General features: G+C 57.6%; 14 protein-coding genes. 5 read left to right on the forward strand and 9 right to left on the reverse strand.

Translation table 11 applies throughout. The features are described from left to right. The 8 genes from AC19YQ_RS10175 to AC19YQ_RS10210 form a co-directional block, all read right to left on the reverse strand. Positions 1-1,462: T6SS phospholipase effector Tle1-like catalytic domain-containing protein (locus AC19YQ_RS10175; RefSeq protein ID WP_500595057.1), on the reverse strand; the 1,462-nt coding region annotated here is incomplete at its 3' end. Continuing rightward, positions 1,447-1,980: a Tli1a family immunity protein gene (gene tli1a, locus AC19YQ_RS10180; RefSeq protein WP_500595058.1), complete on the reverse strand. Its 534-nt coding sequence runs from the start codon at positions 1,978-1,980 to the stop codon at positions 1,447-1,449. The genes tli1a (AC19YQ_RS10180) and AC19YQ_RS10175, both read right to left, overlap by 16 nt. After that, a complete protein-coding gene (tli1a, locus tag AC19YQ_RS10185; RefSeq protein WP_500595059.1) occupies positions 1,965-2,486 on the reverse strand; it encodes a Tli1a family immunity protein in 522 nt (173 codons plus the stop codon). The genes tli1a (AC19YQ_RS10180) and tli1a (AC19YQ_RS10185) overlap by 16 nt, the downstream gene beginning before the upstream one ends. Next, positions 2,483-3,292: a toxin Tle1 chaperone Tla1 gene (gene tla1 / locus AC19YQ_RS10190; RefSeq protein WP_500595060.1), complete on the reverse strand. Its 810-nt coding sequence runs from the start codon at positions 3,290-3,292 to the stop codon at positions 2,483-2,485. Before tla1 ends, tli1a (AC19YQ_RS10185) begins: the two co-directional genes overlap by 4 nt. A gap of 37 nt (positions 3,293-3,329) precedes the next feature. After that, a complete protein-coding gene (locus tag AC19YQ_RS10195; protein WP_500595061.1) occupies positions 3,330-5,393 on the reverse strand; it encodes a type VI secretion system Vgr family protein in 2,064 nt (687 codons plus the stop codon). An 88-nt stretch (positions 5,394-5,481) separates the two neighbouring features. Further along, complete coding sequence (locus AC19YQ_RS10200) at positions 5,482-6,000, reverse strand: Hcp family type VI secretion system effector (RefSeq protein ID WP_219261057.1); 519 nt, start codon at positions 5,998-6,000, stop codon at positions 5,482-5,484. A gap of 547 nt (positions 6,001-6,547) precedes the next feature. After that, positions 6,548-7,684, reverse strand: coding sequence for a catalase family protein (locus tag AC19YQ_RS10205; RefSeq protein ID WP_500595062.1), 1,137 nt, complete (start codon positions 7,682-7,684; stop codon positions 6,548-6,550). 43 nt (positions 7,685-7,727) lie between these two features. Beyond that, entirely contained in the window at positions 7,728-9,542 is a 1,815-nt protein-coding gene (locus tag AC19YQ_RS10210) for a di-heme-cytochrome C peroxidase (RefSeq protein WP_500595063.1), read from the reverse strand. Between the two features lie 244 nt (positions 9,543-9,786). On the opposite strand from AC19YQ_RS10210, the gene bamJ reads away from it, so the two are divergent. The 4 genes from bamJ (at position 9,787) to AC19YQ_RS10230 (ending at position 12,072) form a co-directional block, all read left to right on the forward strand. Further along, positions 9,787-10,506: a BamJ family beta-barrel-assembly machinery protein gene (bamJ, locus tag AC19YQ_RS10215; protein WP_219261577.1), complete on the forward strand. Its 720-nt coding sequence runs from the start codon at positions 9,787-9,789 to the stop codon at positions 10,504-10,506. A gap of 415 nt (positions 10,507-10,921) precedes the next feature. Beyond that, on the forward strand, positions 10,922-11,263 hold the full coding sequence (locus AC19YQ_RS10220; protein ID WP_133078115.1) for a helix-turn-helix domain-containing protein: 342 nt from the start codon (positions 10,922-10,924) through the stop codon (positions 11,261-11,263). Continuing rightward, positions 11,260-11,628, forward strand: coding sequence for a hypothetical protein (locus tag AC19YQ_RS10225; protein WP_339474209.1), 369 nt, complete (start codon positions 11,260-11,262; stop codon positions 11,626-11,628). Before AC19YQ_RS10220 ends, AC19YQ_RS10225 begins: the two co-directional genes overlap by 4 nt. Beyond that, positions 11,629-12,072 carry a tetratricopeptide repeat protein gene (locus AC19YQ_RS10230; RefSeq protein WP_133078117.1) on the forward strand — a complete coding sequence of 148 codons (444 nt, stop codon included), beginning with the start codon at positions 11,629-11,631 and terminating at the stop codon, positions 12,070-12,072. It abuts the gene before it with no gap. A 54-nt stretch (positions 12,073-12,126) separates the two neighbouring features. Here AC19YQ_RS10230 and AC19YQ_RS10235 read toward each other — a convergent pair whose 3' ends face one another. Further along, entirely contained in the window at positions 12,127-14,208 is a 2,082-nt protein-coding gene (locus tag AC19YQ_RS10235) for a carboxy terminal-processing peptidase (protein ID WP_219261575.1), read from the reverse strand. A gap of 139 nt (positions 14,209-14,347) precedes the next feature. Between AC19YQ_RS10235 and AC19YQ_RS10240 the strand changes: the two genes are divergently transcribed. Beyond that, positions 14,348-15,310 carry an NAD(P)H-quinone oxidoreductase gene (locus tag AC19YQ_RS10240; protein WP_339474204.1) on the forward strand — a complete coding sequence of 321 codons (963 nt, stop codon included), beginning with the start codon at positions 14,348-14,350 and terminating at the stop codon, positions 15,308-15,310. Positions 15,311-15,351: the final 41 nt, after the last annotated feature.

Below are 15,351 nucleotides of genomic sequence, written 5' to 3' on the forward strand. Positions count from 1 at the left end.
TCATGGCGTAACGGCTGATGCGCCAACCGGTAATCACCCCGGCCTCGCGGGCCATGACCTCTTCCAGCGGGCCGTTGTCCATATTGTCGAGCCAGGTGTTGAAACGTTCGATCAGGGTGGGGTCGACTTGAAATTCAACCGCCGTCGCGCCATCCATCACACGCCATGGCCAGCGCCTTTCCAATTCGTTTCCGAGAGCATCTTTGGGTGCCTGCAACGGAGCGCCAGCCTTGTAGGCCTCGTCATACATATGGTGCAGGGCAATTTGCGATAGCACCTCTTTTCCACCTGCTGCAGCTTTGCCTTGATCGCCGGGCGGGTAACCGCCGCCAACGTCGGAGTGCATGCCGGGGTAGATATATTCCCTGGTGCCGTTGCGATAGGTGGACAGGCAGTCCGGGTCGTCGGGGTTGGCCTGGCGCCGGATCGAGTCCAGGGGGAAGCAACTGCGCTGCTCGTGGGCTGCCACCATATGCACGCAGCGCTCCAGAAATTCTTCGGAGTCGGACAGGCGCAGGGTGCCGTCGGCCCAGCCCATGTGGCCTGCGGCAAATGGCGCCAGATAGGGGATACCCACTGAGGCTACAGTGTCGAACAGCCCCATGAACACAATCTTGATCGGCAGTCCGGCAAACAGGTAGCAGGTGGTGCCTTCCACTTCAACCTTGGTCAGGGCTTCGAGCCAGTTGGCAAATGCCCGCGCCTGGGCGGCGCCCCTTGAAAACCCGTACACGAACAGGCGTACAGCTTTGATGGTCGGGATGGTCTTGCCGGCATGGGCAGCGTCGATCTGAGCTTTGAGTTCGGCCAGGGGCTTGGCCAGCACTTCCTTGCGGCGGGTATAGCTGTTTTTGAAAACCGATGCTGCGAGCATATCTTCGGTGAGACTGGTGCCCATTTTTTGTACCAGGGTGTAGGCATCAGAGTTTTTAAGGCGTGGTTGGTCAGTGGCTCTTTTCAGCGCATCGATCAATCGGGTCAGCCCCCAGTTGATCCGGTTTTCGCCGCCTGTCGACATCGTCAAACCTTGGCTATCCGGTTTGAACTCGCCTATTTCCTTGAACTCGGTGCCAACGCCTTGCATGTAATAGGCATAGAAGCCTTCATTCTCAGACGTTTCCTCGTCATCCCTGCCTAAACTTGCGTGGTACAGGCGAGCCACATTGGTAGTGGTCGAAGGTAAAGCCAGGCTGTCCGTCGGTTCATGGTTGTTGGTGCCGTCAAAGCAAAGGGTGATCGTCACGATCTGCATACAGGGCCGGCCCGCGTAAGCCCATCCGGCTGCATGAGCAGCGTCCATTGCTTGTTGTTCGAACGGGTCGAAGGCTTGCTGTTGCTTTCGATAATTGAAAAGCACATCTCCCGGTGTTTGCGGTAAAAGCCCGCCCATTTTGAAGTCGGGAGTAGCACTGAGAAATTCTCCAGTGGACCTTTTGGGGCGCGGCGTCATGGTTTCGGACATGTGGCAGGCTCCTGCATTTTTTGAGGGTAATGAAACGGATAATCCGGCCGGCCGGGATAGGTCGCTCCAGCTGATACCGCAACTTGGTTACATGGTAAGAAATGCACGTTTACAAGCCCCAACTCTTCATACGGCGCCACTGCTACAACGGCGCGATGGCGGGTGTATTGAGCTTCGTGCTCTTGAGCTGCCTTGGACCAGGCATCGGAATAGCGGGGCTTGGGCCAGTCGGCATATGCATGTGGATTAGGGTCTTTCACCCACTCGACCACCACGGTCAAGCCGGGGTGCCATTTCACGGGAAGCGTGGCGCAGCAGTTCTGTTTGGCGCCGCCGCCATAGGGGCTGATGTTGGGCCCGCCATTGCCATTGACCGAAAACCGGTTGATCGCCGCCGAGGTATGGCTATATCCCTCGATTGGCGCACCCAGACGGTCAGGCAGGGAGTCGGCACAGCCCTGTAACGCAATCCCGGCGATAAACATCACCAGCAGTGAGCGAGTCATGGTTTCGGACATGTGGCAGGCTCCTGCATTTTTTGAGGGTAATGAAACGGATAATCCGGCCGGCCGGGATAGGTCGCTCCAGCTGATACCGCAACTTGGTTACATGGTAAGAAATGCACGTTTACAAGCCCCAACTCTTCATACGGCGCCACTGCTACAACGGCGCGATGGCGTGTGTATTGAGCTTCGTGCTCTTGAGCGGCCTTGGACCAAGCATCTGAATAGCGGGGCTTGGGCCAGTCGGCATACGCATGCGGATCAGGGTCTTTCTCCCACTCGACCACTACGGTCAAGCCGGGGTGCCATTTCACGGGAAGCGTGGCGCAGCAGTTCTGTTTGGCGCCGCCGCCATAGGGGCTGATGTTGGGCCCGCCATTGCCATTCACCGAAAACCGGTTGATCGCCGCCGAGGTATGGCTATAGCCCTCGATTGGCGCACCGAGTCGGTCAGGTATGGAGTCGGCACAGCCCTGTAGCGAGAGACCGCTGATTAACAGCAAAAGAGGCAAGCGACTCATGAGTGGGCCTTGTGCCAGGTCGAGGTGATTGGAAGGTGGGTGCTCAGCGCCGTGGCGATAAAGTCTTCGTGCTCATGTTTTTCCCGCTTCTGCCGGCTGATATCCAGATGGATTTCAATCAGGCAACGAATCATGGCTTCGCGTGAAGTGAAGCCATGCTCATGGGGCGTCTTGGCGTGCTCCTTGAACCAGCGAAGTGCCGCGCTGACAGCTTGCAAGTGCAGCACTTGCTCATTGCTCAGGCTCATGCCGGTTTGCGCAGCCTGATCGCCCGGGCGGGTGTCGAACCCTGATAGCGCTGCAGCTTTGTTGTCGTGATCGATCCAGTGCCACCGGCTGACCGGGGCGTGAAACAACTTGAGTTGAGGGGGATCAAGCTGCTCGCAGAAAGACTTGAACAGGCGGGTGTCGTAATAACGCAGTACACCGCTGCACGTATTCTGGTTCCAGCAAGCCCGGGTAGCCCCACGCAAGTGCGCGGCCAAGGCGTCGAAAGGCCAGCGACTGGTCAGTGCCAGCACACAAAAGTCGTGGTGTACCGCGTCAAGCAGCGCCAATAGCCCGGCGCACTGTTGCTCATGGGTCAATTCGATGCGCAGCAGCAGTGGGCCAAAACGGGCCACTTCGTGCTCCAGCGTTTGCTCGAACAACCAGGCGCTGGCAGGCGCCGGTGTCAGTTCAAGCAGGGGCGGCAATAGCTGGGCAGGCAGTGTCGTGCAGTCGATCAGAACATCCAGGTGGTCGAGCTTCGCCTTGCGGGCTTCTACGGTCAAAAGTTGAAACCAGTCCTTTGCGGTTGTTGACATGTTGCTTCCTTGTTTCAAGAGGTTCGCTGATGAAGTGTTACTGCGCCACCAATGCCTCGGCCCTGGCCTGTGCAGCCAGCAAGCAGCCCTTGCACACCCCTCTGGGCGACGCTGGGGGCTCGTTTGCCTGGGCGTCTGTAGCCTCCGGATCAAGCAAGGACGGAATGCTTGAGAGCCCCAGCAAGTCGGGCAATAGCGACACCGCCGCCGTTCCGCTGAGGGGGGCGCCGCCGGTTTCAATCGGGGTGCTGCTGAAGATGCCTGCGGGGCTGATGACCAGGTGGTGCCCCCCGGCTTTCAAGGTAAGGCTGGCACCCGCGTCCAGGATCAGATTGGCTCCGGCCTTGAGGTGAACTTCCTGACCTGCCTCCACGACCACGGTCTGCCCGACCCGGGTATGGCTGCTGCTGGCGACCTGCAAGTAGTCGCTGGCCTGGAGCGCCACTTTTCGATCTGCCGCTACAGTGCGCTGGTCCTGCGCCTCGAGCACCGCAATGCTGTTGCCTTTGATGGTTTCATGGCGCTCGTTGCCAACTTCAATGCGGCTGTCATGCCCGATGTTCTGTTCCATGTCGCGCTGGGCACGCAGATAGATCAGCTCCTGACCGGCGCGATCTTCAAGGTGCAGTTCGTTGAAACCCCGGCCTCCCGGTGAACTGCGGCTGCGCAAGACACTGCGGGTCTTGTGCGCTGGCAACTCATAAGGCACCGGGTTCAGGCTATTGGCCAGGCAGCCGCTGACCACGGGCCGGTCGGGGTCGCCCTCAAGGAAGGTGACCAGCACCTCCATCCCGACCCGCGGAATCGTGACCCCGCCGTGGCTGCCGCCCGCCCAACTGGATGCCACCCGTAGCCAGTAGCTGGACTTGTCATCAGCCTTGCCTTCGCGGTCCCAGTGGAACTTGACCTTGATCCGGCCATAGGCATCGCAATAGATCTCTTCGCCGGCTGGCCCGGTGACCAGGGCCGTTTGGCTGCCCAGCACGCGGGGTTTGGGGTATGGCTGTTGCGGGCGATAAAACACATCCCAGGGCGTTGCCACGAAACGGTTGCGATAGCCCTGTTCAAGCTGTTCTGAATCAGGTGAGGGGGCATGGCTGATGCTCTCTTCCAGTACCTGCGGCTGATAGCCCTGGTGATGGACTTCAGTCAGTAACCAGAGCGCGTTCCACTCTTTGCGCGGGTGTTCGCTGAGCAACATGAAGTGCCCGCTGACCAGCGTTGGCTGATCGCTGTTGCCTTCGGATTGACGGTAATCGGCTCGGTGACGCTCAAGGGCGCGCCGGGTCAAGGGCTTGCCGCGCTCACCCTGGACGAACAAACCTGGATAGTCATAGTCCTCAAGATCGGGCTGAGGGCTCTGGGCTTCAGGGTTATGGGTGGCCTGGACGGTAAAGCCAGCTTTCTCGAAGTTGAAATCCCTGCGCGTGGTGCGACTGGTACGGGCCTCAACGCGCAGGTTGAAGTGCTTGATGGCAGGCTCATCGGCCACCATGCCGCTGTCCTGCAGGTAGGCGGTGGGTTTATCCAGTTGGGGAAACCCCGTCTGGTCATCGCCGAACACCAGCAAATGGGCGTGCCTGGAGTGTTCGAAGTGGTAATGAATACCTTCTTCGCGGCACAGGCGCTGGATGAAGTGCAAGTCCGACTCGTTGTACTGGACGCAGTATTCTCGCGGCGGGTAAATCGCGTTCAGTCGAAACTGGTAGGCATCGCCAAGGATTGCGTGTTCTTCAAGGATCTTGCTGATGATTTGCGCAACCGTGCGCTGTTGGAAAATACGCTGATTGGTGCGATGTCTTAGATAGGCAAGGTGCGGGACCAGCGTCAGGCTGTAACGTGTCAGACGTTTGCCTGAATCGCCTTGGGCAATACGATATATCTGCCCATGAATACCGTTACCTCTGTTGTTGAAAGCCAGAAAAGCTTGTTTGTGAAGCATGCTTTCAAGGTCAAGATTCGGGCGTTCGCTGACGAGTTCTACCTTGATGGCAAACGGTGTGCTGATGGCTTCCGTTCCTTGAAATTCAAGCACACGCAGATCGTGTTCAAGCCCTTCGATAGTGAGCGTGAACAGTGTTTCGTTAGCAGGGTTGAACATGTTTTTTTCCTCAAGCCTGACCCTCAAAAGCTCATGAGCGGTATCAACCGTTAAACAACGATTGATACCGTGAAACACTCAGTCAGTGTCAGCCTGCGACTGGGGTGCGCCAGTCATCAGAACCGGAAGTGCCGGACACTTCGTGGGTCCAGGTGATTTTGCGATAGGTGAACTCAACGTCTTCCAGATGGGTGAAGTGCGAATTCGACGGGTCCTGGCAGTTATGCATGTAGTCCTTGATGTCGACGATGATCGCGTCTTCAAGTTTGGTGGTGAAGTAGTGCTCCTGAGTGCCTGCTGAAGAAGTGCGATACCACTCGATAGTGATTTCAGTCAGGCGCTCGCCGGATGTCAGTGCAGCCAGCAGCAGCGGTGACGACTTGTCGAAGACCTTGGTGATCTTGACCGGCTTGTGAACGCGTTGACCGGTTGGTTGACCCGATTGCGGATCGCGAGGAATGATCACTTCGTGACTGAAACCTTGAACCATGACCTGGTCTTCGTGACCTTCCTGATAGGTGTTGCCGACCGAGTCGGCGGTGAAAGCACCGGCGGTAATCAGACCCTGTTTGGTACCGGTGATGGACATATACGCTGGCGTTGCCATGGATGATTTCCTTACTGATAAATATAGAAGCCCGCAGGCTTTTTTAATGGCGGGCGCCTATTTGCTATCAAAGCCCATGCCAGAAAAAATAAAGTCGTTGTTTATCAGGGATGTAGGATTACTAGTTGGATTTAATTTGTTTTCTTAATGAAAAGTTCCGATAAAAGTGCGCAAGAAGTTGCGCAGTGGTGTGCAACTTCTTGCGCACTTGGCTGTGCGCCAAGATTTGCAGGCGTTACAGGGATCTATTCACAGGGTTATCCACATTCAAGTGTGCAACTTGTTGCGCATAGTGGCTAATTAGGGGGCTTGGTTGTACGGTGCGTTGTTCGTTGTTTTTGTGAGCGGCACATTAGGTGTTGTTTGATGGGTGTCAAGTTGTGCGTATGACAGATATATAGTTTTTAAGTGTGGGAAATATCTTAATTAAAGCGTGCGCCCAATCCTGTGGGAGCGGGCTTGCTCGCGATGAAGGCGACGCGGTCTTTGAATCAGATCGCGTCGATGCCATCGCGAGCAAGCCCGCTCCCACATTTATCTGGGCGTTTTATTGCTGCGCATTGCGCGTATGCCGATACTCGCTCACGGCGTCATACACCGCCTTGCGCAGGCGGTTGATCCCGCCAATCGGACGATGCTCTTCGATGCCATGCCACGGGCTGAACGACAGGTTGTCACACGCCAGATTCTGGCTTGGGGTGTCGAAGTCCTGAGGGGCAATCCTGACCCGTGCCACCGTCTCGAAGGGCGCGTCAGACTCTTTCCATTCGATGCTCGTATCTTCAATCGGCATGAAGCGGTTGGCGTTCTGGCGTTGAACCTGCAAGACAAAACAGGCAGGTACACGGTCGGTGGAAAGTTGCTGGTTCAAGGCATTGCGCAAGAAATTGGGCAGTGCCTCATTTTGCGCCGGCAATGTGTATGCCGGGCAGCTCTCAGGGTCGGGGGCCACGCGGTATTTGGCATTGGCCGTGCCGAACTTGTAGGGCGACACTGAAAAATACGTGGTTTGCGAGGGGCTGGCGGGGGCGGGTGCCAGTGTCGCCAGGGCGATAAACAAATGGCGGACCTGCCAGCTGCGCGGATCCCACGACGGGAAGAAGGCCAGCACCTTTTTGCCATCTGCCTGGGCACCAATGTTCTGACGGTATTCGGCTACGTCGCTGACGAAGAAGTTGGGATGGTTGAACATCACAAAATCCTGTTCTCCACGACCCTGCTGGCTTGGCAGCAACTGAACCCCCGGTACGTCGAGCAACTTGATCGCCATCCCCCGGGCATCCCGGATGCTGTCAAATTGCGGGTAAGCGTTGCCATTGGACAGACGCATCACCGCTTGCCAGGTTTTACCCGGTGCGGCGAATACGCCCTGGCGCAATGCCGGATCGAGATCGTCGATCACCTGGACCTGGGCTTTGACGCAGCCGTGGGCCTTGGCGTGGGCATCGCGCAGATAACGGGTGTTCTCGCGGTGCTGGTCAACGATCCTGATCGCCGTCTGGATAGTGTCCTGGGTCATGGCGGCTTCACCCGCGGGGATCTGTTCCTGGGCCGAGACCGGGCCGCGATGCTGCCAGGCGTACCAGCCCGTGGCCAATCCCCAGCCAAGTAACCCCAGAGCGATCAGCGCCAGCAGTAACGTGCCCAGCCATTTGCCGAGTCGAAGCCAGAAAGCGGTCAGCATGCAAACATCCTTTTAGGGAAAACTTCGGTGTGTCGAACAAACTTCATTCGTTGGGCAACGGGTGTTCAAGGGGCCCGTCGAGCACTTTCAAGTACTCCAGCAACGCCCAGCGCTCTTCGGGTTGCAGCAGGCGTCCGATGACGCCATTGCCGCGAGGGCCGGGGCGGAACTCGTGCCCGCTGTTGTGGTTGCCGCTGATACGCGTATCGAGCACAAAACCACCGTCAAAGGCTTCGGTGCGGTAGCCCAAATGCCGCGGGTCGTACTCAAAGCTGCCGCGATAGAAGGTCTGGTCGCGCTCGGCCTGTGGCGACAGCAGTTGGTACACCGTAGGCACTGAGCCGTTGTGCAGGAAGGGCGCTGTGGCCCAGATCCCGTCGAGGGGCCGCGCCTTGTAGGCACGCACTTCCAGAACACCGATAGGGAGGCCGAAACCGTTGAGACGCGCCTGCTCTTGTGGGCCAATGCTGGCGTCATGGTAGGCCCGTTTTTCAACAAACGCAGTGACGTAGGCCAGGCCCTTGGCCACTGACAGTTTGCTCATGTCCAGAGGCGTATCGGTTTTGGGGTACAAATCCACGTTCATGCCAGCCAGTTCAGCCGGATCCCACTGCAAGGGGCTCAGGTCGTATCGATTGTCGGCAATGTTGTTCGCGGTATTGGGATCGGTGCCGATGACCTCGACCGGCAACATTTTGAGCTGCTTGACCAGGCGCCCGTTCTCCTCGACCACCGGCGGTACATGACACCCGGCGCAGTTTTCGTTGAATAGCACACGGCCTTTGGCTGCCAGGGGGCGATCGATGTTGCCGAACAGTGCCTCGGGCCAGACCGGGGGCTTGAGTTTTTGCAGGGTCTCTTCAATCAGGTGCAAGTCGTTTACCCGAACACTCGACGGGTAGCGGGCATCGCCCTGCAGTGGCTGGCCATGCTCATCGAAAAAATTCAGGGTGGCGCCAACACCAAGGGCTTCACCAATATTGCGTGCCATCGGCTGCTTGGCCGAACCGTTCCACTGCACCCAGTCGAACGTCCACATATCCCACAGGTGCGGATAGTCAACCGGAGCGTTGGCTACGCGGTAGTTGGACGGGGAAATGGCATCACCGAAACTGGCGTTGGCGATCCTTCCGAAAGCATCGGTACGGCCCGGCCCTTCGAGTGTGGGATAGAGGCCGCGATGGGTGTCATTCCAGGCCACCGCCAGAAACGTATCCAGGGATGCCTTGAAGTCTTTGCGCAGTTGTTTGTGCTGCGCTTCGTACTGCTCGCCCAGCACCGTGCGTGCGAAGCGCTCGAATTTCCAGGGGTTGTAGTAGGTCGCGGCGAGGCTGGCTACCAGCGCCTGACCAAAACTGCCGCCGCGCAAGGTCGGTACGCTGGATGGCAGCACATGTTGTGCCGGGGCACCATCGATGCGCAGTGCCTGGCCTTTGTAGCGCAGTTCACCGGTGTGGCAGGCGGCGCAGGTGATGTCCAGGTACTCGACCTGGCTGCCCGGGTTCTGGTGGCGAGTAAAGCCCACTGGCAGGTTGCCCGGGTTGGCGGTAGTGGCCTGTTGCTTGGGATCGACCAGAAACCCGAAACGCGCCAGATACTCGGGCGCTGCGAAAGGCTGTTTTGAAAAGGGCAGTTCGAGGGCGCTGAACCAGTCGTAATGCAGGCCTTTAACCTGGGTCCCCTGGGGGGTGTAGTAATAGGTCTGGCGTTCGGCAGGGGTCCACTGATCCAGATAGTGCAGTTGCTGAGGGGGCTCGTAGGCAGGCAGTTTCGGGTTGGCAATGAAGTAGATCACCAGGCCAAGCCCCAGGACCAACGCCAGCAGCAGTCCCAGCAGAACACGGTAAAACAGACGCACAGTAACGCTCCTTGTAAAAATAATTACAGCCTTATGCCTCAGGTACGGTCAGGCATCAAGTGACCCGATGGCATTGTCGGGTTTACAGATGTGTTAATAAAAGTTGCTGTAATCGTGAATTGTTATTAATGCATGAACTTATCGGCATTTCGCCCCTCTTATGCCGGTAGCCATTGGTCGCGGCCGCCTGATAAGCTCGCGGCTTTATTCGATTGCCCATTTGGCGCATGAACAAGGAAATAGCATGAAACAGCATCGGTTGGCGGCAGCTGTGGCTCTGGTAAGCCTGGTACTGGCGGGTTGTGATTCGCAGACCAGCGTAGAGCTGAAAACTCCAGCGCAAAAAGCCTCGTACGGCATTGGCCTAAACATGGGTAAAAGCCTGGCTCAAGAAGGCATGGATGATCTGGATTCCAAGGCCGTAGCCCAGGGCATCGAAGATGCCGTCGGCAAGAAAGAGCAAAAGCTGAAGGACGATGAGCTGATCGAAGCGTTTGCAGCACTGCAGAAACGTGCTGAAGAGCGCCTGACCAAGATGAGCGAAGAAGCTTCTACTGCTGGCAAAAAATTCCTGGAAGAAAATGGCAAGAAAGCAGGTGTTGTCACTACCGCTTCTGGCCTGCAGTACGAAGTCATCAAGAAAGCCGATGGCCCTCAGCCTAAAGCCACCGACGTGGTGACTGTTCACTACGAAGGCAAATTGATTGATGGCAAGGTGTTCGACAGCTCGGTTGAGCGCGGCAGCCCGATCGATCTGCCGGTTAGCGGCGTGATCCCGGGTTGGGTTGAAGGTCTGCAACTGATGCATGTTGGCGAGAAGTACAAGCTGTACATCCCTAGCGAACTGGCCTACGGCGCACAAAGCCCAAGCCCGTCGATCCCGGCCAACTCGGTGCTGGTATTCGATCTGGAACTGCTGGGCATCAAAGATCCTGCCAAAGCAGAGCAAGACGCTGCCAAATAAGTAGCATGTTGTACGCGTAACGCCCCGTCTCGACGGGGCGTTGTCGTTTCTGCAGTCAGGTTTTTGTTTGCGTCAGTGTTGTCCTGCACCCTTTCAAATCGCCCATAAGTTCCCTTGGCTAGTGGTTGCTGACTGCCAAGTCAATGAATTTATGGGTTTTTTTATGTGTGTAAAAAACGCCCGATCTGACTCCAGCCCTTATGGGGCGGGCCTTTCAGCCTTAAAAAACAGCTCTGTTCACAAGGTTATCCACAATTTGTGTGGATAACATTTTCCTCCCGGTGGGGCGTTCAGGGCTGTTTTCACAAAAATTTCACTTGCGAGTGAAAACCCGAGAGACCTTGGTGGCTGATAGGATTAAGCTTCAAGGGAAAGTTCTGACTCGATTTATTTAAAAGTCTGACGGGGTTTAGTAATGGATCTTCAAATCATCAAGCGTAATGGTGAGCCTGAATACGCCGTTCTTTCATGGGAAAGTTATCAGGCGCTGCTCAAGGCTGCAGGCCTCAAGGAGCGAACTGCAGCGCCTGACCCTGTACTACAGGCATCTGCCCCCGAGCAGGTGCATCCCGGACTCGATCAACTGCGCAGCCTGCGCGAGAACAAGGGCCTGGCCCTTGAAGTGCTGGCTCGCACAGTCGGTATCAGTCCGTCCTATCTGGGAATGATAGAAACCGGTGAGCGTCTCCCCGACCTCGCCATTCGTCGAAGCTTGGCCTGGGAGCTTGGTATCCCGGGCTGGAGGGAAGCACCATGAGCGTTCGCATCAGTCGTCAACACTGGGATGGGTTGTTGGCTGAGCTCGATCAGGCGCGCCGACAGCGCCACTTGCTGACTTACCGTGCACTATTGGAACGGTTGCAATTACCGAGCCCTGCAATGTTGACCCTTACCGCAGCACTTGAGCACCTAGCGGCGATGGATGCCAGGGCCGAGCAGCCCTTGCGCAGTTCGCTGGTGATCAGCCAGGGCGCAAGTCGCCTGCCACGCACGGGCTTTTTTGAGTGCGTTGAGCGGCTTGGGCGTTTTCCCGGCCCGCCGGATGGCATTGCCGCCGCGTCATGGCATGCCTCAGAGGTGGTGCGCGTGTTTGAGCATGCTTATGAGCACGAGGAGGCTTGAGTGCTCTGGCGGTTTAAGGCGCGCCTGAGCTACTGGCTGGCGCGCAAGTTGTTTCGCTGGCCGTGGTGCGTGCGCCAGCCGCGCGTCTGGGGCTGGATGGAAGGGCAGTTTGCACGTATGGCCAACCTGGGCGATACCCGTGCCCAAAGCTTCTACGGGCACATTCTGGCCTTTCGCGGTCAAGGCCTTGGAGCGAAGGAGGAGGGCGTACGCCTGTTGCGTCTGGCGGCATTGAGCGGCGACGCGAAGGCAGCTTATCAAGTGGGTGTTTTCAGCCTGGCGGGTTCGCTCGGCAAGACCCCGGATGCTGCAGAAGCGGCGCGCTGGTGGACGATGGCGGTAAAGGCGGGACATCCACTGGCCGCGCACAAGCTGGCGATGTTGTATCAGGAAGGTGGCCCGGGATTGCTGGCTGATCCGCAATTGGCCCGGCTTTACCAATAGCCAATAAAAAGGGCGGGACGCATAACGCGGCCCGCCCTTTTTTTCAGCCTTGATTTACTTCTTTGCCACTTGCGAGCTGAGCTTGAGGTAGTCCAGCAGAATCCGCCCGGTTTCACTCAGGTAGGCGTCATCTTCCGGTTTGGTCTTTTCAGGCTCTACCGGCAACGCATCCTCGTCTTCTTTCTTCATTTCCTTGAGCGGTGCTTCGCCTTTGGCCTGACGGCGAGCGTTCTCCATCACCAATTGCTTGGCATCGATATCGGCGTGCTGTGCACGGCGCTCGGCCTCGTTCAGGCTGACGGTCTTCTCGGCCATCAACTTCTCGGCCAGGGCCAGCTTGTCGCGGATAAAGATGAACTCGGCATCCTTGGTCGCGCGGGCATCATGGTTGGCTTTGAGCCGGTCAATGTAAGGCTTGAACGGATCAGACGCCGGCTTGATGGCAGGGCGGATGGTGTCCCACGGCATGGCTTCAGGCAGTGCGCTTTCGCCGATTTCCTTGGTGTCGATGATCGACGGGAAGGCAACGTCAGGCAGTACGCCCTGATGCTGGGTGCTCTGACCGGAAACCCGGTAGAACTTGGCCAGAGTCAGTTTCAGCTCGCCGTGGTTCAGTGGCTGGATGGTTTGCACCGTACCTTTGCCGAACGTCTGGCCGCCGATGATCAACGCGCGATGGTAGTCCTGCATGGCGCCGGCAAAAATCTCCGAGGCCGAAGCCGAGAGGCGGTTGACGAGCAACGCCATCGGGCCTTTGTAGAACGCGCCCGGGTTTTCGTCTTCCAGAACGTCCACCTTGCCGTCGGCGTTACGCACCAGAACCGTCGGACCCTTGTCGATAAACAGACTGGTCAGTTCGGTCGCTTCCTGCAACGAGCCGCCACCGTTGTTGCGCAGGTCGATAATCACGCCATCGACTTTTTCTTTCTGCAACTCGGTCAGCAGTTTTTTGACGTCGCGGGTGGTGCTCTTGTAGTTCGGGTCGCCAGCGCGGAACGCTTTGAAATCCAGGTAGAAGGCCGGGATTTCGATGACGCCGAGCTTGTAGTCCTTGCCATCCTGTTTCAGGTTGAGGATCGACTTTTTGGCAGCCTGTTCCTCAAGCTTCACCGCTTCGCGGGTGATGGACACAATCTTGCTGGTCTGGTCGTTCGGCGCGTTGCTGGCCGGAATCACTTCCAGGCGCACCACGGAGCCTTTAGGGCCACGAATCAATTTGACCACTTCGTCCAGACGCCAGCCGATGACGTCGACCATTTCCTTGTCGCCCTGGGCAACACCGATGATCTTGTCAGCCGGTGCGACTTGTTTGGTCTTGTCGGCAGGGCCCGCGGGCACCAGCCGGACAATTTTCACCTGGTCGTTATCGCTCTGCAACACGGCGCCGATGCCTTCCAGCGACAGGCTCATGTTGATGTCGAAGTTCTCCGCGTTATCTGGCGACAGATAGTTGGTGTGCGGATCGTAAGACATGGCGAAGGTGTTGATGTAGGCCTGGAAGATGTCTTCGCTGCGGGTCTGATCAAGGCGCGACAACTGATTCTTGTAACGCTTGGTCAGCAGCTCCTGAATTTTTGCAGGCTCTTTGCCAGCGATCTTCAAGCGCAGGACTTCGTCCTTGATGCGTTTGCGCCACAGGTCATTGAGTTCGGCTTCGGTCTTGAGCCACGGAGCGTCCTTGCGGTCGATCTGCAAGGTTTCGCGAGCCGTGAAGTCCAGAGAGTCAGGGCCTTTGTTCAGCTCTGCAAGGGCGAAGTCCAGGCGCGATTTGACGCGGTCCAGATAGCGCTTGTAGATGATGAAGCCGGGATTGAGATCGCCGCTTTTGAGGAAGTCGTCAAACTGATACTTCCATTTGTCGAACTCGGCAATATCGCTGGCCAGAAAATAGCTTCGAGAAGGGTCAAGCAGCTTCAGGTAACTGTCATAGATGATCGCGGAGCGCGCGTCATTCAGTGGCGGCTTGCTGTAATGATGGCGCTTGAGCAGCTCAACAACGTTAAGACTGGCAATTACCTCATCACGATCGGGCTGAAGGTTATCCCAACTGTTAGCGGCGAACGAATTGGCCGAAAACGGCAAAACGCCTAGGCCAATGAATAGGGCAAGTGCGGTGCTAGGGAATAAATGCTTCATGCTGATTCGACGCGGGGGCAATTGATAACGCATATTAGGCCGTCTTTGAAGTCGCCGGTTCCATCAAGGACCGGTCGCATAATGCAAAAAGCCCGGCGCAACAGCTCCGGGCTCAGTCCAGACTCACTATGGAGGCACTGTGAAAGCATTGCAAGGCGTTGAAGGTCAAGTGACATGGGTTGAAGAGCCAAGCCCGGCATGTGATGTAGGACAAATTCGAATTCGTGTGGCGGCTGCGGGGCTCAATCGGGCCGATCTGTTGCAGAGCGCCGGGTTGTATCCGCCGCCGCCGGGCGCCAGTCAGGTGTTGGGCCTGGAGTGCTCCGGAGTGGTCACTGAAGTGGGGCCGGGTTCGTCCTGGCAGGTGGGCGACCGGGTTTGCGCGCTGCTGGCGGGCGGCGGCATGGCGCAAGAGGTGGTGGTCGATGCCCGTCACGCCCTGCCAGTGCCTGAAGGTCTGTCGCTGATCGAAGCGGCAGCCTTGCCTGAGGTGTACAGCACTGCGTGGCTGAACCTGTTCCAGCTGGCCGCTTTGCAGCCAGGTGAAAAAGTGCTGCTGCATGCTGGCGCAAGCGGTGTTGGTTCAGCGGCCATTCAGCTGTGCAAGGCCTTCGGCAGCCCGTGCTGGGTCACTGTGGGTTCGGCTGATCGTCTGGCTTACTGTCAGGCGTTGGGTGCACAGGGCGGTGTGGTGCGTACCGAGGGGCTGGACAGCCTCAAGGCCATGGGGCCTTTCGATGTGGTACTGGACCCGGTGGGCGCCAATTACGCTGAGTCCAACCTCAAGTTGCTGGCGCTGGACGGGCGTTGGGTGTTGATCGGCTTGATGGGCGGTCGCAAGGCCGAACTGGATCTGGCACTGGTACTGGGCAAGCGTATCCAACTGCTGGGTTCGACCCTGCGCAGCCGCAGCGATCAATTCAAGGCTGACCTGCTCAGTGATCTGGGGCAGCAGGTATGGCCATTGTTCACTGAAGGTCGTCTGAGCCCGCAATTGGCCAAAACCTTTCCGATTGAAGAGGCTCAGGCTGCATTTGCCGAACTGGCAAGCAATCAGGTGTCGGGCAAGCTGGTGCTGGTGATAGACAGCAGCCTGAGTTGATCCTGGTGGGAGCGGGCTTGCTCGCGATGGTAGCGACCCGG

It is taken from the genome of Pseudomonas sp. MF06569, assembly GCF_059862735.1.